A 22580-nucleotide genomic window follows, 5' to 3' on the forward strand; every position below is an offset into this window, starting at 1 on the left:
GCATTCAAGCTCCTTGCCGCCATGCGCTCCGACTCTCCCAGTGATACCGCCACCCTGATCGCCCGGAGCATCCTGCTTTCGGCCCGCGATCCCGAGCTCGCTCCGCTCCTCTCCCCGGGCGAGGAGGAGGTCACCCGTCGCATGCTTGGCACTCGTGCCGATGGCGGTTGGTTCGCCTTCGCCGAGCAGCACCCTTGGGCCCGCCGCAGCCTCATGCTAGCGGAGCGCTTCCTTCTCGGTGGCATCTTCGCCCACTACCTCGCCCGCAAGCGCTGGATCGAAGGCGAGGTCCGCGGCGCGATTGCCAATGGCATCCGCCAGGTTGTCGTCCTCGGCGCGGGCTACGATTCTCTGGCCGTCCGTCTCCACCGGGAGTTCCCGCAGGTAGTCTTCTATGAGATCGATCATCCCGCCACCCAGCGCTCGAAGCGCGAGTCAGTCGCTCCCGCCACAAATCTCCACTTCCTCGCCGCGGAGCTCTCCTCCGAACTGCCGCACGAAGTCGCATCCTCCTGTGCGGAGTTCTCCTGCGGCGAGCCCTCCGTGGTCATCGCGGAAGGTCTCACCATGTACTTCCACGGCGGCCGCGTGAAGGAACTGCTCCGCTCCTCCGCCAAGCTCGCGGGCGGTGAGGGGCGCGTGATCTTCAGTTTCATGGAGGCGGAGGAGAACGGCTCGATCGCTTTCCGCGGCGGCAATCCGCTGATCGGCTGGTGGCTCCATCTCCGCCGCGAACCTTTCCACTGGGGCTGCCGCCGCAAGGATCTTCCCGAATTCCTTCGTACTGCCGGGCTCGATCTCCAGACCGTGGCGAATCACCGCGATCTCCGCGCGAAGGTCCTCGCACCCCGTCGTGCCGCGCTCGTCCGCCTTGCCCGCGGCGAATCCCTCTGCCTTTGCCACCCCCTCCGCTGATGAGCTGCGGCATCCTCTGCAATGATGTCCACTCGCGCCTCAATCCCGTACGCGTGGCCCGCATTGCCCGGCCCCAATCCACAGCAGAGGCCTCCCTCCTTGTTCAAGAAGCCGCCACCGCAGGCATGCCCGTCTCGATCTGCGGCGCCCGCCATGCCATGGGCGGCCAGCAGTTCGGGGAGGATACCTTGCTCCTCGACTGTCGCAGCCTGACCGCGGTCGGTGAGATCGATCGCGATCGTGGCTTGGTCGAAGCCGGTGCAGGCATCATCTGGCCCGATCTTATCGCTGCGCTTCATGCGGTCCAGCAGGGGCTCGATCCCCTCTGGACCATCCGCCAGAAACAGACCGGCGCGGATGACCTCACCCTTGGCGGAGCCCTCGCCGCGAATATCCACGGCCGCGGCCTGCGCATGGCTCCCATCATCTCGGATGTGGAAGCCTTCACTTTGGTCGATACCTCCGGGCAGATCCTCCGCTGCAGTCGCGTCGAGAATGCCGAGCTCTTCCGCCATGCCATCGGTGGCTACGGCTGCTTCGGCATCATCACCTCCGTCCAGCTCCGCCTCACCCCGCGCTGCACCGTCGAGCGTTGCGTCGAAATCACTACCATCGACCTCCTCATCCCGGCTCTAGAGGAACGTATCGCCGATGCGGCTCTCTACGGCGACTTCCAATTTTCCATCGACGAATGCTCGCCGGACTTCCTCCGCCGCGGCGTCCTCGCCACCTACCATCCCGTCGCGAATGAGGATCATCCTCCGGCCCGCGAACTCAGCGCGGCGGATTGGGAAGAACTGATCCATCTCGCCCACACCGATCGCGCGAAGGTCTTCGAGGTCTATTCCGGCCACTACCTCGCCAGTCATGGCTCGCGCTATGGCTCGGACACCCATCAGCTCGGCGTCTATCTGGAGGACTATCACTGCGGCCTCGATGCCAAGCTGGATAGCCCGCCCGCCACTGAGATGATTTCGGAGCTCTACGTCCCCCGCGAGTATTTGGTCACCTTCATGGCCCGCGCCGCGGATCTCCTCCGCCCCAGCGGCATCCCGGTCATCTACGGCACCGTCCGCCTCATCGAGCGCGATACCGAAAGCGCCCTGCCTTGGGCCCGCCAGGACTTCGCTTGCGTGATCTTCAATCTCCACACCGAGCATCACGAGCAGGGCATCGCCCGCTCCGCCGCCGCCTTTCAGTCCCTGATCGATTTGGCGCTCTCGCTCGGCGGCAGCTACTTCCTCACCTACCACCGCTGGGCGACCCGCGGGCAGTTGCTCCAGGCCTATCCCGGCTTCCCGGACTTCCTCCGCGCCAAGGATCGCTACGATCCGGAGAGCCGTTTCCAGAGCCAGTGGTGGCGGCATCACCGCGATCTCTTTTCCGCCCCATGACCCTTCACGAGCCGGCCACTTTCTTCACCGATCTCCTGCTCGCCGTCCTCGGTGCCTGGCTCGCGCTTCGCCTGCATCGCGGCTACCCGCCGACCGCATCACGACGCTGGTGGATCGCTGCCATGTCCTCCATGGCACTCTCCGCCTTGGTCGGCGGCTTCTACCACGGCTTCGCTCCGGAACTTCCTCCCCAGGTGGAAGCCTTCTGGTGGCGTTGCGTCCTCTGGATCATCTGCGGCCTCGGCTTCGCCATGGGGATGAGCCTGCTCCGCGAGTTCAGCCACTCGAATGCCTGGCGCACGTTCCTCATTCTCAAGCTGTTGATTTCCAGCGTGATCGTCGCGTGGAATCCCTCCTTCCTCGTCGCCATCGCCGATTACGGCTTGGCTATGCTCGCGTGGACCATCGCCTCCTTCGCCTCCCGCCGACTCTGGCGCAGCGCCATGCTCGCTGGCACCGGCCTTTCCTTCATGGCCGCCGTCGTCCAGCAATCCCAGCGCGGTCTAACAGAATTCTTCAACCACAACGATCTTTTCCACCTTGTCCAAGCCCTCGCACTGATCGCATTTTATAGGGCCGGCACCGACCTGAACGGCACCCGCACTTCTTTCGATCTCAGCGCGCAGCCGTCTGCCGGGTCTTCGCCCGGATGACCTTCACCGCCTTGGCATCCGCCGCATCTTCCAGCATCCGGCGGCGGGCCAGCAGACCTGCCTTCGCCACATCCGGCGGCGTGAAGTTGCCACCCACGGCGGCGCTTTCCGCAGGGCTCAGCAGGGCAGGGGCCAGCCGCTCCATGGTCGGCGCGAGCTCGGCAAGCTCGCTGCGGGTGAAGCGCTGGAACACCGGCTCCTTGAAGCTCACGATCAATTCGCCCTCCGCGGTCGGCTCGGGAATGAAGGGCGTGTTCGGATCCGCGCAGGCGCTCAGGGTTTTGCGAGCCGCGGCCAAGGGATCATCGCAAGGCTCGTTCACCATGACGCAGGTCCCGCGTTTGAAGACCACGAAGGTCCGGCTGCCGGTCACGTTGGCGGAGCAGAATTTTATGAGATCGCCCGTCTCGGGGAGAGGGGTTGCTTCAGGCTTTGACACTTTTGTAATCACCGGGGCTTCCGCCTGAGGGAGAGCTGAGGTTGTTGGAAGGGGCTGGTGACGCGGCACAAGCACTGCCACGGTCACGCCAAAGGAACCGGCCAATAGCAGGGCGGAGCCCAATGCCAAACGGGAGGAGAGCGGCGATTTTGAAACTTCCTTTGGGTTAAGCATGCTAAAATTTCAAAAATTATTGACAGTTTGGCAAGCTTAAGTTTTTCTCACCTCGCTCTCACCCCAGACTGCCCATGAAGAATGCGACCTTCTCAAGTCGCGGCTCTTCGCCCCGAACTCCGTTCATCCTCGTGATGTCTCTTGGCATCGCTATGGCCGGATTTTTGCCGCGAGCCGCCGCCGAAGCCGTGGATACCGAACTCCTCCTCCTCGTCGACGTAAGTCAGGGGGGGATCAACAATACCCAGTTCAACCGCCTCATGGATGGCTACGCGGCCGCCATGACCAGTTCCCAGGTATTGAACTCCATCGAATCCGGTGAGCGCGGCCAGATCGCCGTCTCCCTCGTGTTCTATGGCAATACCTTCACCCAGATCGTTGGCATCCCTTGGATGCGGATCGGCAATGCGGCGGAGGCCCAGCAATTCGCCAATCTCGTGACGGTCCTCACCCGTCCCTTCACCCTGGGCTCGCCTTCCATCGCGGCAGGTCTCGACTACGCCACCAATCACTTCGGCACCGAAACCGGTCGCGGCGCGAACGGCTTTGAAAGCGAGACCCAGATCATCGAGGTGGCGGTCACCAACCTTTCCTTGTTGCAGAATCCCGCCGGCGACCGCGCCGCCCGGGATGAGTCCCTGGCTTCCGGGGTCGACATCATCAACTCCGTCGCTCTCGGCAACAACGCCAACAACATCGCCAACTACTTCGCCTCGAATGTCATCGGCGGTGAAGCCGGTGGCGTGAATGGCAGCAGCTCCACTGCTTCCGTGAACGGCAACGGCAGCGCCTTGAATAACTTCCTTGCGGGTCACATGCAGCAAACGGTGGAGGGGGGAGCCGTTGCTTCGGTGCCGGAGCCCTCCAGTACCTTGGCACTGATCTCGGGGTTGGGCCTTCTTCTTCTTGGTCGCCGGCGTCGTTGATCGATTGCCCGGAAAAACCTCCCTGGTATGAAGACCATCACCCTCGCCGCTGCCGTTCATAAGCTCGTCAGCCCGGAGCCCCAACTCGATCCCGAGATCGCCGAGCGGGTCGGGCAGGAAATCCTGCGCGATCAACTCGAACCCGGAGCTTGGGCCACCGCCCTCGCTGCCAGCGGCGGGAAGAAGCAGGACGCTCTCGCGGTTTACGCCCGGATCCGCATCCGCAAGCTCGCGAACGAGCGCCGCACCCGTCAGGCCAAGTCCCGTTCCTTCGAGGCCCGGCGCTTGAATACCTGCCTCGGCATCAAAACCGTGCAGGATCTGCTCGATCGCTCGAATCGTGGCGGGCGCCTCAATCTCATCCGGCCGAAGCTGTCCGTGATCTGGCTGCTGATCCTCATGCTCGGCTGCACCGGATCGATGGCCTGCCTGGCCCGTCTGCTGGAGCCCTTCATGGCGGATCGCTTCGAGAAGCCCGCGTTGTTTGCGGCCCCCTTTGCCGGGATCGCTGCCGTCGGCTTTGCTCTCCTCGCCCGCGCCCTCATGCCCAAGAACTGGGTGATGCACGGGTGGAATACCGGGCTCTCCTTCGTTGGCGCCATGGCCTGTTTCGGTTCGCTCTACCTGGGTGCCAAGCTGGTGGCTCGCACGCCTCCCGCCGCGATCCAGGAAATGACCCGCTTCTCCCACTCGGCCCCGGCTGCCCCGGTGCGTCAGTCGGCTCCGGATCGCGCCACCCCGGTCCTCGTCACTCCGAAGACAGTGCACAACGCCACCGCTTTCAACAGGGCGTCCGCCGATGGCCAGGATTGAGAGGCAGGGATCGGAAAAATAATCGGGAGCGGTAGCAATTCAGCCTCAAGGCCCACTCCTGATAGACGGCATCTGTTAGGAATAATGGATTGTCATCGGGCCTCCGGCGGGGTTCGATTCATCCGCTTTCACCCCCCATACATGAAGTCTGCGACCACCCCACGTCGCGTCCCTTCGTTTCATCCCCCCTGTGAGAATCGCCGCCCTGCCGCGGCTTTCTCCGGTGACACGTTGCGGGCGTTTCCGGATCGATTCGATCTCCGCGTCTCCGCCCTCCAAGGACTCCTTGATCGCGGGGAAGAATGAGACTCTTCTCCCTCGTTCTCCGGCCAGCTACGAAACCGGATCCTGAAACGGAGGCCAACCGCGAGTTGGTGGAGTTCGTGCGTCTCGAGATCTTTCGCAACGAGCTTGAGCCTGCCCTCTGGTCCTCCGCCCTGTCGTGGAGCGGCGGCGTCCGTGAGACCGCTTTGGTGGAGTATGCGCGCCTTCGCGTGCGGCAGCTTTCCATCGAGCGCCCGCCCGCCTCCCGGGTCTTCGAGGGCCGTCTCCTGAAGGCTGGCCGCCGCATCCGCTCGGCCCAGGATCTCTTGGCTCTCGTGAATCGGGGCGATGCGGGAAATCTCCCCAAGCCGAAGCTGTCCTTCGCCGGGCTCTTCCTCCTCATGCTCGGCACCAGCGCCTTGGCTGCTTCGGCGAGCCCGCTCTATGCACCGCGCTTTCTCAATCAGGCGGAGCTTGAGGTGCTTCCCTTCACTCCGCTGGTCGGGCTCGTCGCGGTCCTCTTCGCGATGGTCTCCCGTGCGATTCTTCCCAAAGCCCGTGTCCGGCAGGACTGGAACCACTGGGTGGCCATCGTCGGCATCCTCGCCTGCATCGGTTCCTTCTGCATCGGCTCCAAGCTGATCATCTCCGAATCGCCGGAGCTGATTCTTCAGCTACTCAGCCTCCGGGATTGACCACTCGTCGCGATACGAAAAAAGGCCCGCCATCATAGCGGGCCTTTTCTTGAAATGAATCTCTGCGCGGGGCAGGAAAGCTTACAGCTTCTTGATCCGGATGTTGCGGAAGGCGACCTTGTCACCGTGGTCTTGGAAGACGATGTGACCCTTCTTCGCCTTGTTGAAGTGCTCCCAGCCGTTGAACTTGGACTTCGCCAGCGCCGCCTTGAATTCGTCGCTCGCCGTGTCCACGTCGGAGGTCACGTTACCGTTCAGGTAGAGGGTCACCTTCGTGCCTTTGATCACGATCCGGGTTTCGTTCCACTCGCCGACGGGCTTCGACCATTCCACCTTGCCCGGGTAGATGTCGTAGAAGCAACCGGCGATGTTACCCTTCTTCGTTTCGTGGGCATACTTGTGGCCCGCCTTGTCGAAGGAATCGAGAATCTGGTATTCCGGGCCGCTCACCCAGGGATACTGGTGCTCCTCGGTGGAGTGCCACATGATGCCGGAGTTGCCTTGGTCCGCGATCTTCCACTCGCAGCGGAAATCGAAGTCCTCGAACTCATCGTCCGTGATCAGGTCGCCACCGCCGCCGGAGGTGAGGGTGATCGCATCGTCCTCGATCTTCCATTGCTCCTTCGGCTCCTTCTGCTTGTAGGTGCGCCAGCCCTTCAGCGACTTGCCGTCGAAGAGTAGCTTGAAGTTTTCCTTCTTTTCTTCCGGAGAAAGTTCGTTCGGGGCGGAAAAGGCAGGCACTGCCATGGCGAGAAACAAGAGGACGGATTTCATCGTTTTCAACGGGTATCTGTTACGGTCGCAAAAGGCGTCCGGTTTAGCCGAGCACGTCTTCCATTGCGTCGATCAGCTCCTGCATCGTGGCTTCCGTCTCGTTCCCCATGTTGGAGATCCGGAAGGTGGTGCCCTTGATCTTGCCGTAGCCGCCGTTGATCAGGAAGTTGTGCTTCGTCTTGAGCGCCTTGATGAAGCCGGAGAGATCGAAACCTTCCGGAGTCTTGAAGCAGGTCAGCGCGGTGGAGCGGAATCCCTCCGGTGCGAAGTGCTCGAAACCTCGCTTGGCACCCCAGGCGTGGATCATCGCATTGGTCTTCGCGTGGCGGGCGAAGCGCGCTTCCATGCCCTCTTTCTCGATCAGGCCCAGGATGTACTGCAGCCCGTAGAGGATCGAGATCGCCGGTGTGGACGGCGTGTTGTTCACTGCCGCGTTCTTCGCGAATTCCACGAAGTCGAAGTAGTAGCCCCGGTTCGGCGTGCCCTTGGCCCGCTCCATGCCGGCCTCAGAGACGGCGAAGACCGCTAGGCCCGGCGGCAGCGCCAGCGCCTTCTGGACGCCGGCCAGCATCACGTCGATGCCGTTCGCATCCATGTCCACCGGCACCGTGGAGAGAGACGAAACCGTGTCCACGATCAGCATGGTGTCCGGGAAGGACTTCACCACCTTCGAGATCGCCGCCAGATCGTTGAGCACGCCGGTCGAAGTCTCGCTGTGGATCAAAGTCACCGTGTCGAAGCCGCCTTCGCTCAGCTTCGCGCGCACTGCTTCGGGGTCGATCTGCTGGCCCCACTCCACCTGCACGGAGTCGGCCTCGTAGCCGCACTTCTTGGCCACATCCAGCCACTTGTCGGAGAAGGCGCCGCAGCACAGGCAGAGCACCTTCTTGCGGGCCAGATTGCGCAGCGCACCCTCCATCACGCCCCAGGCGGAGGAGGTGGAAAGGAAGACCGGGCGGGAGGTACCGAAGATGGCCTGCAGGCCGGGTTGGAGCGAGGCGTAGAGGGCTTCGAACTCGGAGCCGCGGTGACCGATCATCGTCCGCGACATGGCGGCGAAAGTTTCAGGCGAAACGTCGATCGGGCCGGGACTGAACAATTTGGGCGAGGACATCGGCGCAAACGGTAGGCCGGGACCCCGCTTCGCCAAGTGCGAAGAGCGACACATTCCGCGAATCGCAAGCCGCCGCTAGCGTGTCAGCCGATCGGGATCTAAGCTCCCGGCAAATCTCCCTATGCTCCACGTTCTCAGTCGCGAACAATTCCTGCCCGTTTCTCCCGAAGAGGCTTGGGATTTCTTCTCATCCCCGCGGAACCTCGATTCCATCACCCCGCCGGACCTCGGTTTCCGCATTGTCCATTGCCCGGCGGAAAAGATGCACGAAGGCCAGATCATCGAATACCGCGTGAAAATCCTGCCCGCGGTTTGGGTGCCTTGGGTGACGGAGATCAAAGGGGTGGACGAAGGGCGTTCCTTCATCGATGAGCAGCGCTTCGGGCCCTACAAGTTCTGGCATCACCTCCACGCCTTCGAGGCGGTCGAGGGCGGGGTGAAGGTCCACGACCTCGTCCATTACATCATGCCTCTCGGCCCGCTGGGAAGCATCGCCCACCTCCTCTTCGCCCGCCGCAAATTGCAGCGGATCTTCGACTTCCGCCGGGAAGAAATGGAGCGGCGGTTTGGCCGCCGCTCCTGAAATCGGATCCGGCTCAGGAGGAAGCAGGGCCGCCACCCGGGTTCCATTCGTCCCGGGTCAGCAACTCATCCCCGTTGTCGTCCTGGCCGTCGAACTTCTTGTCGATGACTTGCGGCTTCACGGCCGGGGGATAGGCACCGGCAAATTCGTCCACCGTCAGCTCGTCGTTGCTGTCCAGATCGGCGAGGTCGAACTTCCGGAAGGGAATCCCGGAGGTATCCGGCTGCGGGCTTTCGACGTAGTCGGTGTATTCCTCCAGCGTCACTTGGTCATCGTCGCTGGCATCGGCCATCAGATGGCGCTTGCGAACTTCGATCAGCGGACGCTTGCCGGGCACGAGCACGACAAACTCTTCCAGCGAAAGGAAGCCGTCGATGTTCAGGTCCGCGACTTCAAAGCGAAGCGCCGGGTCCGCATTCTTGTCCTTCAGGATCGCCGCCGAGCGGAAGGCGAGGTATTCGGAAAGCGAGATCGACTTGCTCTTGTCGCTGTCGGCGCTCTTGAACTGCTTCTTGAGCTGCCCTCTGGACAGGCCCTCGGAGTAAGCCGTGGAGAATTCAAGCTCCGACAGACTCCCGGAGGTGTCGGCGTCGGCAGCATTGAATTCAGCCTGCAGAGTTCCCACGACCGCCCCGCCGAAGGCGGGAAGGGCGAGGAAGAGACCGGCGCAGGAGAGCGCGATACGGGTGGATGGTGAACTGGTCTTCATGGGACCATGACCCTCCCACATCCCGGAAGTGGGTCAAGAATTTAGACCCTGTTGATAATCAGTCTCAACCGAAAGGGAATGGGAAGCCGTTGCCGATGCCGAATTCACGCGGGGTCAGGCCGCCGCTGCTATCCTTGTCGCGCTTGCCGAAGCTCTTCAGCACCCGGGCTGCCGCGGTGCGGGGGCCGAGGGTGTCGCCATATTCGCTGATATCCAGCACGTCGTCGTCGTTCTGGTCGGCCAAGACGAAGAGATCCGCCCGGTTGGGCTTGCCTTGGGTATTGCCACCGCGGGAGGCGATGAATTCTTCGCGGCTGACGAAAGTGTCGTTGTTGGTATCCGTCGCACGGAAGCGGAAGCGGCAGAAGGCGACGCTCATGCCCTTGTTCTGGGTTCCTTGGAACTCGATCTCGGTCAGCATGTTGTCGCTGTTGATATCGGCCCGGTCGAACTTGGTGTTCAGCTTGCGACCGAACTTGGCGGAGGCGAGAGGGGAGCTCAGGCCGAGAATCACGACGGCGGAGAAGAAGACTTTGTTCATGCGGCGGAGAGATAGTTAAGAAATGTTTAGGAGTCCGAAAATAGTCCTCTTCGGAAGGGTGTCAAGGCAACCAGCCTAACAGCTAGGCCGGGTTTTCCCCGTCCTTCCGCGGAACCGGCGGGTGAAACGCGGATCCGCAACCGCGTATTCAATCGCCCTTAATCCGCTATTTGTTTGAAAAGCGGAACCCATCCCGCATGTAAATCGCCAGCCCATGAACCACCGCCTTTCTCTCGCCTGCCTCACCCTTCTCTCCGCCCTGCCCCTCCACGCCCGGGATGTCTTGTTGCAGGGCAAAGGCAAGCTGGCCCTCTGGAGCGATGGCAAGGTGGCTTGGGAGATGCCATGGGGCGGCATCCACGACCTCCATCAGGACAAGGCCGGGCTGATCTATGTCCAGAAGGACATGCGCGAGGTTGTCGCCATCGACCAGCAGGAGAAGAGGGTGGTCTGGAGCTATGACTCCACCAAGAGCAATGGAAACGAGGGCAAGCGCCTGGAGGTCCACGCCTTCCAACCCCTCGCCGATGGCAGCCTGATGATTGCGGAGAGCGGCATCGGCCGGATCATCGAGGTCGACCGTTCGGGCAAACTGCTTAAGGAGATCAAGCTGAAGCTCGACCACCCGGATGCCCACCGCGATACGCGCTTGGCCCGGAAGCTGGACAACGGCCACTACCTCGTCTGCCAGGAGGGCGACGGTGCCGTCCGCGAGTATGATGCCGAGGGCAAGCTGGTCTGGGACTTCCCGGTGCCCATGTTCGGCAAGGAAGCCAAGGGCGGCCACGGCCCCGAGGCATTCGGCAACGCCGTCTTCTGCGCCCTGCGCCTCAAGAACGGCAACACCCTTATCGCCACCGGCAACGGTCACTCGGTGCTCGAAGTGAATCCGGCCAAGGAGATCGTCTGGAAGATCGAGCAGAACGACCTGCCGGGCATCACGCTTGCTTGGGTCACCACCCTGCAGGTGCTGCTGAATGGCAACTACATCATCGGCAACTGCCACGCCGGCCCCGGCCAGCCGATTCTGATCGAGCTGGAGCCGAAGACCAAGAAGGTCATCTGGCAACTCGACGGCTTCGAGGACTTCGGCAACGACGTGTCGAACACGCTCGTGACGAAGCCTTGAGGAATCCGCGTCGGGGAGGGCGCTTCCGCCCCGCGATCCCTATTGCCCTCCCCTCATCCCCACCGTATCCCTCAACGGGACTACCGGGATGAAACCGCTCACCCTCATCGATTGCGACGTCCACTGCGTCCCGCTCACGGCGGACGAGATCGTCTCCCGCCTGCCCGCCTACTTCCGCACCCAGGGCCTCGTCCTCCCCGGTGGCCCCGGCCTGCCTCATCCCACCGGCGTCCGCCGTGTCGATGCGAGGGGGCCGCAGGGCGAGCCACCCGGCTCCCTGCCATCTCTGATGCAGGAGCAGCTCCTCGATGCCTATGGCATCGACTACGCCGTCCTGATCGAGGCCAAGATCCTTACCGTCGGCGTCCATCCGGATACCCATTTCGCGAACGAGATCGCCCGTGCCCACAACGACTGGCTGCGCGAGAAATGGCTCGCTGCCGACAAGCGCTTCCTCGGCAGCATGATCGTGAACCCGCTCGACCCGCAGGCCGCCGCCGCGGAGATCCGCCGGGTGGCCGGCTCCGAGCGTATCGTGCAAGTGGCCATGACCAGCGCCACGCGCATCCCCCTCGGCGATCGCATCTACTGGCCCATCTACGAGGCTGCCTGCGAAGCCGGCCTGCCTATCGCCATCCATCCCGGTGCGGAGGGCAAGGGCGTCTGCGGCGCCTTTACCGCCGGCTTTCCTTCCAGCTACCTGGAGTGGCACACGAACCTGCCGCAGAACTTCATGGCCCAACTCACCAGCCTGCTCACCCGCGGAGCCATGAGCCAATTCCCCGAACTCCGCTTCGTCCTCGTCGAGGGCGGCTTCGGTTGGGTCCCGCATCTCCTCTGGCGCCTCGACAAGAACTGGAAGGGCCTGCGCTCCACCGTCCCCTGGCTGGATCGCGCACCCAGCGAATACGTCCTGGACCGCGTCAGCTTCACCTCCCAGCCGGTCGAGGAACCGCCTTCCCGCGACCAACTCCTCGAACTCCTCCACATGATGAATGCGGAGCGCACCCTGATGTTCTCCAGCGACTACCCGCATTGGGATAACGACTCGCCCCTCCGCGCCTTCCCCAAGCTCCCGCCCGAACTCAAGGACCGCATCTTCTGGCAAAACGCCGCCGAGCTCTACGGTCTTCCCTTGGATCACTGATCACTCGGCACTATCAGCATGCCCGAGAAACGCTCCATCCCCATCTGCCCCGCCGCCGAGTTCCCGCCCGGCGAGAGACGGATCATCGAAACGGAGGACGGCCGCTCCATCGGTGTCTTCAATGTCCACGGCAAATACTACGCCCTTCGTAATTACTGCCCGCACGCCGGGGCCGAGCTGTGCCGCGGCGTCGTCACCGGCATGAACGAGCCTTCCGGCGTCGGCGAGTTCCGTTGGGTTAGGGAAGGGGAGATCCTCCGCTGCCCCTGGCACGGCTGGGAGTTCGACATCCTCACCGGCCGCTCCGTGTTCAGTCCGAACCAGGTCCGCGTCGCCACCTACGAAACCGCCGTGGAGTCTTTCGAAGCCGGGGTCGACGAGGTCGGGATGGTGGTGGTGCGCGTTTAGCCTGAAACTTCCTGCTGGCAGGCGGCGGATAGGAGAGCATCATCCTCCCCAGGAGAAGCCATGGCTTATCTTGAATTGCCTCCCTCGCCGGAACTTGCGCGCGATATCGAGCTCCTCTGGTGCCTCGCCGGCCACGCCTCGCCGCACGACTTCGAGCGCGTCCTGCCGCAGGGCGTTGCCGATATCGTCATCAACCTCGGCGATGGTGAAGTCCGCTGCTACGACCGCGAGCGCCCGATCCTCGTCCACCGCCTCGGCCCGATCATTTCCGGCGTCCAGCGCAGTTACTTCGTGGTCGATACCCGCCAGCTGACGTCCATGGTCGGGGTTCATTTCAAGCCCGGTGGCGCATGGCGCTTCCTCGGCATCCCCGCCTCGGAGTTCTCTGACGAGCATGTCCCGCTCGACGCCATCCCAGCCCTCCGGGATACCGCCTGGCTGGATCGCTTGGCTTCCGCACCCACGCCTGTCGCCCGTCTCCAACTCCTCGACTCACTCCTGCGATCTGGCCGTCGCCGCGAGTCCCACCCTGCCATCGAATGGGCGGTGGGCCAATTGCGCCGCTATCCGGATTCCGCCCGCATCGCCCCCCTCGCGACCGAGGCCGGGCTGAGCATGCGCCGCTTCAACGAACTCTTCACCCGTGAGGTCGGGGTGAGCCCCAAGGGCTTCGCCCGCATCCGCCGCTTCCACAGCGTCCTCGGCCGCATCGCGCATACCCGCCCCATCGACTGGAGCGCCCTCGCCCTGGAGGCCGGCTACTCGGATCAGGCCCACCTCATCCGCGACTTCCGCGAATTCTCCGGCCTCACTCCTGCTGCTTACCGGGCCCAAGGCGCGCCCGCACAGCCTGGCCACGTTTACGGCGCGTAGCTCGCGCATTGCCGATGACACGGGCTGCCGCGGATCACGCGGATGGGATCAAATCTCTCTTGGAGGAATCTCATCTTATCCATCCCATCCATCCTGGTCCCGCAATCCACGGCCCTTCCAAAATCTTCAATACCCCGCCGCCGCACCGCGGCAGGATCTCGCATCCTCGGCGGAAGAAATTTCGCCGCACCTGTCCAGATCCACTCCCTCCATTCGTCTCTACTACGAACCACACCGATACGATAGACAACCACATGAGCTCCTCCGCCACCGATACCGCGCCCGCCACCACCGTCTCGCAGATCTTCGTGAACCTGCCGGTGAAGAACCTCGATGCCTCGATGGCCTTCTTCAAGGCCCTCGGCTTCAGCTTCAATCCCGACTTCACCGACTCGAATGCCGCCTGCCTGATCCTCGGCCCGAACCTCTACTCGATGCTTCTCACGCACCCGTACTTCAACGGCTTCGCCCCGCGCCCCGCCGAGGAAAGCGCCAAGCACTGCGAAGTCCTCGTCGCCCTCTCGCTCGAATCGCGCGAGAAGGTCGATGATGTGGTGAGCCGTGCCGTCGCCGCCGGCGGTGCCACCTACAGCGAGCCGAAGGATCACGGCTTCATGTATCAGCATGGCTTCACCGATCTGGATGGCCACGTCTGGGAAGTTTTCGTCATGAGCGGCATGCCGCCGAAAGAATAGACCGGCTGCTCCGATCTTCAGTCGGCTTCATTGGCCGGGTGGGCGACGCTCACCCGGCCTACCGCTCGCCACCATGCCCGCGCTCACGGCCCACGGCCTCCTTCTCGCCGCCACCGCTGTCGGCTGCGGCCTCATCGGCGGCGTCTTCTTCGCCTTCTCCACCTTCATCATGAAGGCCCTCGCCCGCCTGCCCGCCCCGCAAGGCATCGCCGCCATGCAGTCGATCAATATCGTGGTGATCAACCCGCTCTTCCTCGGCGCTCTCTTCGGCACCGGCCTGCTCTGCATCGCCGTCCTCATCACCGGTGGAGGCATTCACCGCTACGCCGCCCTCACCTACCTCATCGGCACCATCGGCGTGACCATGTTCGGCAATGTCCCGCTCAACAACCGACTCGCCGCTATCGATCCGCAGGCGGAATCATCCGTGCTGATCTGGGATCACTATATCGAGAGGTGGACCCGCTGGAATCACCTCAGGACAGCGGCAGCGCTTGCAGCCTGCGCAGCGCTCCTCGTTGGGAAAGTTCCCTGATCGGGACAAGCAACGAAAAAATCCGGACCCCGCAAGGGATCCGGACTTGCCACAAACAATCAGCGAGAAGCTTCGCTCAGATCCACCCCGGCCGGTTCTCGCGCTTCACAAACTGCGCCGCCTGCGGGCAGTTCGGGCTCTTGATGTTCGGGCCGTCCCATTCCATCTTCACGCCTTCGCCCACGCGCAGCGCGATGCAGCCGAGCAGGATGATTTCCGTGAGATAACCGGCGATCTCGAAATTCGAGTAGGCCGGAGCGCCGCCCTTCATCATGTCGAACCACTCCTGGTCGTGCCCCGGCGAGCGCGGGATGCTCTGCGGGATCGCCTTCGCGGCCGGATGGTCGTCGCCCTTGGTGAAAGTCTTCTCACCCTTGAGCTGGATGAAGAACTGACCACCGTAATCATCCGGCGAGAAGAGCACGCCATTCTCCCCGATGATCAGACAGCCGCTGTCAGGCAGCTTGCCGTTCATTGCCACCACATCCTTCACGATATTGGGATAGGGGCGCAGCGGCTTGAACTCCGCATTTGGAGCACCGTCGTACCACCAGAACTTGAGCGGTGGCAGGCCCTCGCGCTCGGGGAATTCGAAGCGGATCCGGGAGGTGAGGGGATAGCTTTCACCGTAGATGCGCGACGCCATCTCACACTCCACCGCGGTGGGGTAACCCAGCTTCAGCGCGCGGAAGGGCATGTTCACCGTGTGGCAGGCCATGTCGCCCAGCGCGCCGGTGCCGAACTCGGTCCAGCCGCGCCACTTGAAGTCATGATAGGCGCCATCCACATAGGGGCGATTCGCCGCAGGCCCGAGCCAGAGATCCCAGTTCAGGTAATCCGGCACCGGGTTCGAGCCCTGCGGCCGATCCATGCCCTGCGGCCACACCGGGCGGTTGCTCCACACGTGCAGTTCCAGCGGCTTGCCGATCACGCCGCCCTGGATGACTTCCACCGCGCGGCGCAGGCCGTCGCCAGCGCTGCCCTGGTTGCCCATCTGCGTGGCCAGCTTCTTCTCCGCGGCGATGCGCTTGAGCTCGCGCGCTTCCCACACCGTCTGCGTGAGCGGCTTCTGGCAGTAGATGTGCTTGCCCATGCCCATCGCCAGCATCGCGGCGCTGCCGTGCATGTGGTCCGGGCCGGAGATCGTCACGGCATCCACGCCCGCGCCCAGCTCCTTGAGCATCTCGCGGTAGTCGGCGAATTTCTTGGCGTCCGGATACTTGCCCGCCTTCTTGTCCAGAAAGCGCTTGTCCACATCGCAGAGGCCCACGATCACGCCGCCGCATTTGGCCGCATTGTCGGTGTCGCTATCGCCCTTGCCGCCCACGCCGATGCAGGCCACCTGGATTTTGCTATTCAGATTCTGGCCGCGCACGATGGCCGGAAAACCGAGGAGTCCGCCGGTGGCGAGAGCGGTGCGCTGCAGGAACTGGCGACGGTGAAGCGTGGACATAACGGGATATGGGGTAACGGGTTGGAATGGTCTGCCACCGCTCGTCTCCCGAATAGGAGAGCGCGGCGGTTTCGCGGATACCGCCTGACCCGCATCCGTCTTTCGGATGAAATCTTCGCGCGGCTCCTTACTTCGGCACCCCGGCGCGGATTGCCTCGAGCGCCTCCGCCCGCTTCGCGGGATCCTTGATCCGCTGAGCCCATGCTTCCGCGGACTCCTCCGCGCTGCGGTGCAGCATCTGCATCACGAGCAGAAACTTCATCTCGTCCGCTTGGCCGGGATCTCCCAGAAGCGCTTCTTTTTCCTTCAGCCAGTTGCTCGCAGACTTGAAATCCATCTGCAACCATGTGTGGAACATCGCATCCACCAGCAGCTTGCGTTGCGCGAAGTTCGCCCCGGACAGGCGTGTCTCCAGCGCCGCCTGCGCACCGCCCCTGGCTAACAGCATGCCCATGTGTCGGATCACCGGCTCATGAAATTCCGCCTGCGGGTTCGCGCTCAGATAAGCGAGTCCCTCCTGCGGATGCTTCACCGAATACCCCGCCATGATGCCGGTCAGCACCTCCGGATTGCCACTCGTCGCGATCGTCTTTTTCAGGTCGTCCAATCCGCCCTGCCACATCTCCGCGACACCCATCGCCAGCACGCGCGCGACATCCAAGTTCAGGTCCTTGCGCCGCAACTCCGCTTTGGCCTCTTCGCTCCGCTGCGAAACAACTTGGAGCAAGCCCGTTGCCGCTGCCGTCCGTTGCTCGGGAAAGTCCATTGCCTCCACCGCACGCACCGCGGCGGGCAGATCCGTGTAGCCCCAGTGCCTCGCCACGAAGGCCCGCGCCGCTGCTTGGTCCATCGGGTCCTCCAGCACGCCACAGAGCTTCAGCGCATCCGGAGGGCTCTTGTCACAACGGGCCTGTAGCACGCCGGAGTAGAGCGCGATCCGCAACTCCCCGGCCGGAACCGTATCCACTGCCGCCAGCATCTCGCTGCTCTCATCCGTGCCGGCCTGACCCGCACGGTGCGCCATCTCGCTCAGAATGTGCCGCCGTTGCCGCGTGCTGAGCTTCGGCTCGTCCATCACCCGCTTGACCCGGGCCGCCATCCGCTCCTCCTCACGGGAGATGTTCTCCAGCAGTTCGCGTTGGGAATCCGTGGCACTCTTCTTCTCTTCATCGGCCGTCTCCGGCTTCGGCGGTCGCGCGGGCACCGACTCGAGCGTCTCCCGGTGCTCTTCCTTCACCGATTTCGCCGGGGCCGGTTCACCGCGGAATTGTCCGATCACGACAATCCCCAGCAGCAGTAGCGCAGGCACGGTCGCGACCGTGATCGCCACCACCAGATGGTGGCGTCTCTGCGAGTTCTGCGGACGGAGCGGGGGAGGCGTCACGTCGCGATGCTGGGATAGATCAAGCCGTGTCGCAAGATCCGGCTTACGGCTGCCTCCGCTCGACGCCGAGGCGCCCGTAGACCCTGCCGGCACCGCTGGGCAGCGGCAAGGTCGCGGTCTTGTCGGCCAGCACCGAGCGCCTAGGGGCGGAGCTTCCGTGCACATAAGCGTCCGAAGTGGCCCATCCGCTCGCGCCCTCCAGCACCGTCATCCTCTGGCCGCCCACGCTTTCCGCCACGCGGGTCCAATTCACCAAGTCGGTGGATTCTTCCAGATAGCAGGTTGTATCCGTCATCGCTGAGTCCAGCGGGAAGGAGAAGCTGAGCCTCACCTGGTAGGTGTTGTAGATGGTCTTTTGGATGGTCGCGCTTTGCGGTGGCGAGAAGCGCGATTCGAATTTCTTCGGATCGCTGCCGCGGAAATACTCCATCAGGTTCGCTTGGCCATCGCCGTCCGGATCCGCGGAGTCCGCGGAGCCACCGCTATTCGCGCGGGTGCCGAAGCGGTCCAGCATCCACATGTCCAGCGGGCCGAAGGTGGTCGCGCTGCTCATCCCGGCTTGGGAAAGTCCCTGTGGCATGATGGCCTGCACCGCGAAGTCATACGCCGTGTTCGCCTTTAGCTTCCGAACGAACACCGAGCTTGCCGCCGCGGGTTGCGTGATCGCGGCGTCGTCCCAGCGCTTCGTTCCTGCCAAGCGCTTGTAGACCTGATAGCCTGCCGCGCCAGCTACCGGCGTCCAAGATACGATCGGACCATCCGCACTGGTCGCGGGAGCTGCGGGTGAGGCCCCGATGGCGCGTGTGATGATGTGATTGCCCGGGCCGACTGCCACGATCTTGCCCTCCGCCGCCACCATCGCCTTGAGCTTCGATCCCATCAGCTCGTTCGACCACTCTGCGCCGTCCGTCGTGTAGACCGAGCTGCGTGTCATCCATGGCGAGCAGCCGATGAAGCGGGTCCCGTCGAAGATCAAGTCGGACCAACCGTAGTAGGAGGTCGGGTGGCCCTCATCGACAATCGTCCAATCCACACCGTTGGTAGATTTCAAGGCATACTCGTAGTCGCCTCCCGCCACGAACATCGAGTTGCCGTAGGCGATGCAGGTCAGATTGCTATCGATGTCCAGCGGGCAGCGGGTCCAGTTGATGCCGTCGGGTGAGCTGATGATGTCGCCCTTGTAGATCGAATTCCACGAAGCCACCGCTACGAAGAGGCCGTTCGCGTGGATGACTTTCGTCAGCGGGCCGCGCGCGGTGTTGCTGCGCTGTGTCCATGTGATGCCGTCGGGGGAGGTCAGCACCAGCGACTGATCGTAGTAACCGCCCACGGCGACGAAGAGCCCGTTGGCGAAGGTCACGTCGCGCAGCTCGAGCGTGGAGGGATTCGTGCGTGTCGTCCAGGCACTCAGATTGGTGGAGCTCAGGATCGTCTCGCCCACGCAGACCCAGGTGCCGTTGCCGTAGCAGGCGCCGAAAAGTTCCGGGCCCTCTTGGCGCCGCTTGGTCCAGGCGATTCCGTCCGGGGAGCTCCAGATCACCCCGTAGGGGCTGTTGTCATCGTAGCTTCCCACCGCCAGGAAATTGCCACCGCCGTGCGCCACATCGGCGAAGTTGTCCGCATTCGCTCCGGCATATTCGGTTTGCCAGTTGAAGTCGGTGGAGCGGATCGCGGAGCCGTCGTAGGCCATCACCAGATAGGCACCGTTGCCCTTCGCGATGCCACTGCACTCCGGACTGCCGTTGGCATCGGAGAAGATCCAGCGCTGGGTCCAGGTCGCTCCGCCGTTCGTGCTGGTGTGGAAGCTCCGTTCGGTGGTGATGATCATCCGGTTCCCCTCCACGAAGAGGTCGGAGGCATCGTTGTAGGGGTTGTTCGGGAAGGGCAGGTTGGTCCAGTTCGCACCATCCGGGGACGAGGCGAGCTGTCCGTAGTAATCGATGCAGTAGAACTTCCCGCTGTCGTAGGTGCTCGCCTTCGGGAAGCTGAAGTTCAGGTTGTTCGGCTCGCGCGTCCAATCGATCCCGTTGGTGGAAACGAAAGACTGCTTGTTAGGCATCGGCACCAGGAATTTTCCGCCGCCGTGCATCACCGTGAATGCCTCCGCAGAGGAGCCGCCGGTTTGGTATTTGCCCTCGGTATCGAAGATATTCCAGGTGCTTAGGTCGCTGCTGCTGAAAATCAGCGGGGCCTGGGCGTTCAGAATCTTGCCGGTGAAGACCCACAACCCTCCGGCGTGGATCACGTCGCGCAGCTCCGCCTCGTTACCGGTCGTGCGGTGTTCCCAACTCAGCCCGTCCACCGAGGTCAGCAGCGTGCCGTTTCCCCCGCAGGCCACGAAGCGCCCGGCAGCATAACTTACGTCCAGCAGGTCCTCGCGGGTGAGGATCGGCCCCGTGCTCCAGTCGATCCCGTTGGTGGAGGTGATGATCTTTCCCGCAGGGCCCACTCCCACCCAGCGTCCTGCCCCATAAACCACCCCCGGCGTCTGGCTAAAAGGCACCTTCGGCTTCGCGAATTGCCATGCTGCGGCGTTTGCCGCGATGGGGGTGAAAACAGCCGTGAAGACAAGGACAAGGGGGATACGGAACATGATACGCAGGCCGGAGGAGATCTCCCCTTAGCAGCGGCCGGACAATTCCCGCGAGGACAAAGCGGCCCTTCAAGAGATCTTCACAAATCCCCGTCACCTCCTGCCTTTTCCCTCGCTACCTGCTACTCGCCACTTGCTACTTCTCCCCCGTGCACGAGCCCTTCCTCGAGATCCGCAATGCCACGGTCTGGCGCGGCGATACCCCGGCGCTGAAGAATTTCTCCCTCACGCTCCGCCATGGCGAGAGCGTCGCCATCCTCGGGCCGAATGGTGCAGGCAAGAGCACCCTTCTGAAGGTCCTGACCGGCGAGGTTCGACCGGAGGCAAATCCGGACACCATCTGCCGGCTCTTTGGTGAAGACCTCTGGTCCTTGGAGGAACTCCGCCACCGCATCGGCGTGGTCATGCCGGAGGATGTGGCCCGCTTTCATCCGGAGGAGCTCGCTTACGATGTCGTCCTCTCATCCTTGCGTGGCGCCTTCGGCCGCACCCGGGACATGCGCTTTAGTCGTGCGGAGAAGGCTGCCGCGGATCAAGCCATCGCCCGCCTTGGCATCACTGCGCTCGCGCAGCGCGACTTCGGCACCCTGTCGTCGGGGGAGCGCCGCCGCTTCCTCATCGCCCGCGCGCTCGTGCATGACCCCTCGGTGCTGGTGCTGGACGAGCCCTCTACCGCTCTCGATTTCGCCGCATCCCTCAGCCTCGTTTCGGCTCTGCGCGAGCTCGCGGTCGCCGGCCACACGCTCGTCCTCGTCACGCACCATCCCGGCGAGATCCCGCCGGAGATTGACCGCGCGATCCTGCTGGAGCGAGGCACCGTCCTCGCCGATGGCCCCAAGCGCAAGGTGCTCTCCCCCCGCACCCTCGGCGGACTCTTCGGTCTTCCTCTCGCCGTCTCTTGGAGCGGCGGTTGGTGTACGGTGAAACCGGCTTAGTTCTCCCGGGACCGCGGATCTTCAGCCCGCTTGGACGGTCGGAGAATCGGGGCCTCCGCCGTTCCGCTCAAAAGCCAAGCAATCAAATGCCCCTGCCTGCCTCCGCGGTTTAGCCGCTTGGTGCATCTTTTCTCCCTTTTTAAGCTGGAGCCCTTCGCCCAGTGCCTTAGCAAGGATAGTTGTGAAAAGGACAATTACCTCGGGCCTTCTTGCTTTCCTCCTTCTGCCCGCGCTCGATGCCGCGGAAACCCGCATCTGGACTTCCCGCAAGGGCAGCACCATTGAGGCGGAGCTTCTGCGCTTCGACGAAACCAATGCCACCCTCCTCGCTGCGGGGAACAAGCAGATTGTCCTGCCCATGGCGGACCTCAGCATCGCGGATCGCCAGTTCATGGTCGAGAACGTCGGCGCTGATGCCAAGATCCTCGTCTCCGGCGAGATCGGTGAGCCGGAGAAGCAGGTGAAGATCGACTCCTCCACCTTCAAGAAGCTCAAGGAGAGCAACCTCATCTTCGGCACGGATAGCGAGAGCGCCTACGAGCTGATGGAGAGCGAGCACTTCCTCATCGCCACCGCAGGTGGGGTCCGTCCGCAGGCCATCGCGGAAACCGCCGAGCGCATGTGGCACGGCATGGCCTTCCAGCACATGAATTTCCGCCGCGACTGGGGCGACAAGCGGATGCTCATTCTCTTGGTTGAAGACCGCGAGGCCTACACGGCGCTCGGCAAATGGTGGACCGGCCTGCTCAAGGAGAAGGGCAATACCGAGGGCGCCGCGAATGTCTCGGCCGCTTGGGATCGTGTGGGCAGCACCATGGTCACCTTGCCCGATGAAATGGCGGACAAGCACAAGGTCTTTCCCGCCGTGCGCGTTTTCAATGTGAAGGAAGACACGCTCTTCAAGAAACCGATGGGCTCCTTCCTGGTGTTCAGCATGGCCGGTGTTTTGCTGGATCGCCAGCTGGGCAATATCAGCTCCTACGGGGTGGAAGGTCTTTTCGCCGTCAACACCGGCCACTCGTACTACAAGGAGATTTCCCTCACGGGTAAGAGCGAAACCAGCCTCCTCTCCGCCGCCGGCACGGGCGAAGCGGAGGTGAAGGAGAAAAAGGGTTTCGGCGATGCCTCGGATTGGGCGAAGACCCTCCGCGGTCTGGTCAAGAAGGGCGAGATCAAGTGCGAGGTCGCGCCGATGTTCAAGGTCAAGAACGAGGACGTCACCCCGGAGCAGCTTGCGCTCATGTATTCCTTCTCCGCTTACATGGAGAGCACTCCCGCCCGTCTCGCCTGCTACGCTTCCATGGTGCGCCGCATCGAGTCCTCAAAACAGATCCCTGTGCCGGAAGAGATCGCGAAGATCTTCGGCTTTGAAACCGTCGCGGCCCTCGAGGCCGACTGGAAGCTCTTCGTCACCGAAGGAAAATTCAAGTGATC

The 22580-nt window shown here is 63.1% G+C and carries 23 protein-coding genes; 15 read left to right on the forward strand and 8 right to left on the reverse strand.

The annotated features are described in order from the left end of the window. Positions 1-21 precede the first annotated feature (21 nt). Genes OJ996_RS12900 through OJ996_RS12910 form a run of 3 tightly spaced genes read left to right on the forward strand, consistent with a single transcriptional unit; the run spans position 22 to position 2962 of the window. Positions 22-915 (forward strand): class I SAM-dependent methyltransferase, encoded by an 894-nt coding sequence (locus OJ996_RS12900; RefSeq protein ID WP_264514011.1) that lies wholly within the window; start codon positions 22-24, stop codon positions 913-915. Then, on the forward strand, positions 915-2309 hold the full coding sequence (locus OJ996_RS12905; RefSeq protein ID WP_264514012.1) for an FAD-binding oxidoreductase: 1395 nt from the start codon (positions 915-917) through the stop codon (positions 2307-2309). The genes OJ996_RS12900 and OJ996_RS12905 overlap by 1 nt, the downstream gene beginning before the upstream one ends. Next, on the forward strand, positions 2306-2962 hold the full coding sequence (locus tag OJ996_RS12910) for a DUF6962 family protein (RefSeq protein ID WP_264514013.1): 657 nt from the start codon (positions 2306-2308) through the stop codon (positions 2960-2962). The genes OJ996_RS12905 and OJ996_RS12910 overlap by 4 nt, the downstream gene beginning before the upstream one ends. On the opposite strand, the gene OJ996_RS12915 is transcribed toward OJ996_RS12910, so the two are convergent. Next, positions 2925-3401, reverse strand: coding sequence for a hypothetical protein (locus OJ996_RS12915; protein ID WP_264514014.1), 477 nt, complete (start codon positions 3399-3401; stop codon positions 2925-2927). The two genes, OJ996_RS12910 and OJ996_RS12915, sit on opposite strands and share 38 nt — an antisense overlap. A gap of 326 nt (positions 3402-3727) precedes the next feature. On the opposite strand from OJ996_RS12915, the gene OJ996_RS12920 reads away from it, so the two are divergent. The 3 genes from OJ996_RS12920 to OJ996_RS12930 all read left to right on the forward strand — a co-directional run bounded on the left by OJ996_RS12920 (position 3728) and on the right by OJ996_RS12930 (position 6273). Further along, entirely contained in the window at positions 3728-4501 is a 774-nt protein-coding gene (locus OJ996_RS12920; protein WP_264514015.1) for a DUF1194 domain-containing protein, read from the forward strand. Between the two features lie 27 nt (positions 4502-4528). Then, positions 4529-5314 carry a hypothetical protein gene (locus tag OJ996_RS12925; protein WP_264514016.1) on the forward strand — a complete coding sequence of 262 codons (786 nt, stop codon included), beginning with the start codon at positions 4529-4531 and terminating at the stop codon, positions 5312-5314. Positions 5315-5616: 302 nt separating this feature from the next. Then, entirely contained in the window at positions 5617-6273 is a 657-nt protein-coding gene (locus OJ996_RS12930; RefSeq protein WP_264514017.1) for a hypothetical protein, read from the forward strand. A gap of 81 nt (positions 6274-6354) precedes the next feature. On the opposite strand, the gene OJ996_RS12935 is transcribed toward OJ996_RS12930, so the two are convergent. Together OJ996_RS12935 and OJ996_RS12940 are read right to left on the reverse strand one after the other, a co-directional pair. Further along, positions 6355-7047, reverse strand: coding sequence for a 3-keto-disaccharide hydrolase (locus OJ996_RS12935; protein WP_264514018.1), 693 nt, complete (start codon positions 7045-7047; stop codon positions 6355-6357). A gap of 43 nt (positions 7048-7090) precedes the next feature. Then, positions 7091-8161: a pyridoxal-phosphate-dependent aminotransferase family protein gene (locus tag OJ996_RS12940; RefSeq protein ID WP_264514019.1), complete on the reverse strand. Its 1071-nt coding sequence runs from the start codon at positions 8159-8161 to the stop codon at positions 7091-7093. Between the two features lie 121 nt (positions 8162-8282). Between OJ996_RS12940 and OJ996_RS12945 the strand changes: the two genes are divergently transcribed. Then, the gene (locus tag OJ996_RS12945) at positions 8283-8744 is read left to right on the forward strand and encodes an SRPBCC family protein (protein ID WP_264514020.1); all 462 of its coding nucleotides are present in this window, start codon (positions 8283-8285) and stop codon (positions 8742-8744) included. Between the two features lie 13 nt (positions 8745-8757). Here OJ996_RS12945 and OJ996_RS12950 read toward each other — a convergent pair whose 3' ends face one another. Together OJ996_RS12950 and OJ996_RS12955 are read right to left on the reverse strand one after the other, a co-directional pair. Continuing rightward, positions 8758-9453: an EF-hand domain-containing protein gene (locus OJ996_RS12950; protein ID WP_264514021.1), complete on the reverse strand. Its 696-nt coding sequence runs from the start codon at positions 9451-9453 to the stop codon at positions 8758-8760. A gap of 64 nt (positions 9454-9517) precedes the next feature. Next, entirely contained in the window at positions 9518-9994 is a 477-nt protein-coding gene (locus OJ996_RS12955) for an EF-hand domain-containing protein (RefSeq protein ID WP_264514022.1), read from the reverse strand. 214 nt (positions 9995-10208) lie between these two features. On the opposite strand from OJ996_RS12955, the gene OJ996_RS12960 reads away from it, so the two are divergent. From OJ996_RS12960 to OJ996_RS12985, 6 genes are all read left to right on the forward strand, one after another. Next, the gene (locus OJ996_RS12960; protein WP_264514023.1) at positions 10209-11123 is read left to right on the forward strand and encodes an outer membrane protein assembly factor BamB family protein; all 915 of its coding nucleotides are present in this window, start codon (positions 10209-10211) and stop codon (positions 11121-11123) included. Between the two features lie 88 nt (positions 11124-11211). Next, a complete protein-coding gene (locus OJ996_RS12965) occupies positions 11212-12270 on the forward strand; it encodes an amidohydrolase family protein (RefSeq protein ID WP_264514024.1) in 1059 nt (352 codons plus the stop codon). A gap of 18 nt (positions 12271-12288) precedes the next feature. Further along, on the forward strand, positions 12289-12678 hold the full coding sequence (locus OJ996_RS12970; RefSeq protein WP_264514025.1) for a Rieske (2Fe-2S) protein: 390 nt from the start codon (positions 12289-12291) through the stop codon (positions 12676-12678). Between the two features lie 60 nt (positions 12679-12738). Next, a complete protein-coding gene (locus OJ996_RS12975) occupies positions 12739-13551 on the forward strand; it encodes an AraC family transcriptional regulator (RefSeq protein ID WP_264514026.1) in 813 nt (270 codons plus the stop codon). A gap of 254 nt (positions 13552-13805) precedes the next feature. After that, positions 13806-14246: a VOC family protein gene (locus OJ996_RS12980; RefSeq protein WP_264514027.1), complete on the forward strand. Its 441-nt coding sequence runs from the start codon at positions 13806-13808 to the stop codon at positions 14244-14246. A gap of 73 nt (positions 14247-14319) precedes the next feature. After that, positions 14320-14781 carry an anthrone oxygenase family protein gene (locus OJ996_RS12985; RefSeq protein ID WP_264514028.1) on the forward strand — a complete coding sequence of 154 codons (462 nt, stop codon included), beginning with the start codon at positions 14320-14322 and terminating at the stop codon, positions 14779-14781. Between the two features lie 76 nt (positions 14782-14857). On the opposite strand, the gene OJ996_RS12990 is transcribed toward OJ996_RS12985, so the two are convergent. The 3 genes from OJ996_RS12990 to OJ996_RS13000 all read right to left on the reverse strand — a co-directional run bounded on the left by OJ996_RS12990 (position 14858) and on the right by OJ996_RS13000 (position 20211). After that, on the reverse strand, positions 14858-16234 hold the full coding sequence (locus tag OJ996_RS12990) for a Gfo/Idh/MocA family protein (RefSeq protein WP_264514029.1): 1377 nt from the start codon (positions 16232-16234) through the stop codon (positions 14858-14860). A gap of 127 nt (positions 16235-16361) precedes the next feature. Continuing rightward, entirely contained in the window at positions 16362-17618 is a 1257-nt protein-coding gene (locus tag OJ996_RS12995) for a hypothetical protein (RefSeq protein ID WP_264514030.1), read from the reverse strand. Positions 17619-17661: 43 nt separating this feature from the next. After that, positions 17662-20211, reverse strand: a complete 2550-nt coding sequence (locus tag OJ996_RS13000) for a fibronectin type III domain-containing protein (RefSeq protein WP_264514031.1) — start codon at positions 20209-20211, stop codon at positions 17662-17664. 149 nt (positions 20212-20360) lie between these two features. Here OJ996_RS13000 and OJ996_RS13005 point away from each other — a divergent pair, with 149 nt between their 5' ends. Then, positions 20361-21146, forward strand: a complete 786-nt coding sequence (locus OJ996_RS13005; protein WP_264514032.1) for an ABC transporter ATP-binding protein — start codon at positions 20361-20363, stop codon at positions 21144-21146. Between the two features lie 181 nt (positions 21147-21327). Next, positions 21328-22578: a hypothetical protein gene (locus tag OJ996_RS13010; RefSeq protein WP_264514033.1), complete on the forward strand. Its 1251-nt coding sequence runs from the start codon at positions 21328-21330 to the stop codon at positions 22576-22578. Positions 22579-22580: the final 2 nt, after the last annotated feature.

The organism is Luteolibacter rhizosphaerae (genome assembly GCF_025950095.1).
GTDB classification, from domain to species: domain Bacteria; phylum Verrucomicrobiota; class Verrucomicrobiia; order Verrucomicrobiales; family Akkermansiaceae; genus Haloferula; species Haloferula rhizosphaerae.

What these genes read in the sequence shown, in the direction of transcription:
- OJ996_RS12950 (WP_264514021.1), bottom strand. Translation starts at nt 9,453, where the DNA reads ATGAAGACCAGTTCACCATCCACCCGTATCGCGCTCTCCTGCGCCGGT.
- OJ996_RS12980 (WP_264514027.1), top strand. Translation starts at nt 13,806, where the DNA reads ATGAGCTCCTCCGCCACCGATACCGCGCCCGCCACCACCGTCTCGCAG.
- OJ996_RS12955 (WP_264514022.1), bottom strand. Translation starts at nt 9,994, where the DNA reads ATGAACAAAGTCTTCTTCTCCGCCGTCGTGATTCTCGGCCTGAGCTCC.
- OJ996_RS12965 (WP_264514024.1), top strand. Translation starts at nt 11,212, where the DNA reads ATGAAACCGCTCACCCTCATCGATTGCGACGTCCACTGCGTCCCGCTC.
- OJ996_RS12910 (WP_264514013.1), top strand. Translation starts at nt 2,306, where the DNA reads ATGACCCTTCACGAGCCGGCCACTTTCTTCACCGATCTCCTGCTCGCC.
- OJ996_RS13000 (WP_264514031.1), bottom strand. Translation starts at nt 20,211, where the DNA reads ATGTTCCGTATCCCCCTTGTCCTTGTCTTCACGGCTGTTTTCACCCCC.
- OJ996_RS12945 (WP_264514020.1), top strand. Translation starts at nt 8,283, where the DNA reads ATGCTCCACGTTCTCAGTCGCGAACAATTCCTGCCCGTTTCTCCCGAA.
- OJ996_RS12960 (WP_264514023.1), top strand. Translation starts at nt 10,209, where the DNA reads ATGAACCACCGCCTTTCTCTCGCCTGCCTCACCCTTCTCTCCGCCCTG.
- OJ996_RS12905 (WP_264514012.1), top strand. Translation starts at nt 915, where the DNA reads ATGAGCTGCGGCATCCTCTGCAATGATGTCCACTCGCGCCTCAATCCC.
- OJ996_RS12900 (WP_264514011.1), top strand. Translation starts at nt 22, where the DNA reads ATGCGCTCCGACTCTCCCAGTGATACCGCCACCCTGATCGCCCGGAGC.
- OJ996_RS12985 (WP_264514028.1), top strand. Translation starts at nt 14,320, where the DNA reads ATGCCCGCGCTCACGGCCCACGGCCTCCTTCTCGCCGCCACCGCTGTC.
- OJ996_RS12975 (WP_264514026.1), top strand. Translation starts at nt 12,739, where the DNA reads ATGGCTTATCTTGAATTGCCTCCCTCGCCGGAACTTGCGCGCGATATC.
- OJ996_RS12970 (WP_264514025.1), top strand. Translation starts at nt 12,289, where the DNA reads ATGCCCGAGAAACGCTCCATCCCCATCTGCCCCGCCGCCGAGTTCCCG.
- OJ996_RS12990 (WP_264514029.1), bottom strand. Translation starts at nt 16,234, where the DNA reads ATGTCCACGCTTCACCGTCGCCAGTTCCTGCAGCGCACCGCTCTCGCC.
- OJ996_RS12920 (WP_264514015.1), top strand. Translation starts at nt 3,728, where the DNA reads ATGGCCGGATTTTTGCCGCGAGCCGCCGCCGAAGCCGTGGATACCGAA.
- OJ996_RS12940 (WP_264514019.1), bottom strand. Translation starts at nt 8,161, where the DNA reads ATGTCCTCGCCCAAATTGTTCAGTCCCGGCCCGATCGACGTTTCGCCT.
- OJ996_RS12925 (WP_264514016.1), top strand. Translation starts at nt 4,529, where the DNA reads ATGAAGACCATCACCCTCGCCGCTGCCGTTCATAAGCTCGTCAGCCCG.
- OJ996_RS12935 (WP_264514018.1), bottom strand. Translation starts at nt 7,047, where the DNA reads ATGAAATCCGTCCTCTTGTTTCTCGCCATGGCAGTGCCTGCCTTTTCC.
- OJ996_RS12930 (WP_264514017.1), top strand. Translation starts at nt 5,617, where the DNA reads ATGAGACTCTTCTCCCTCGTTCTCCGGCCAGCTACGAAACCGGATCCT.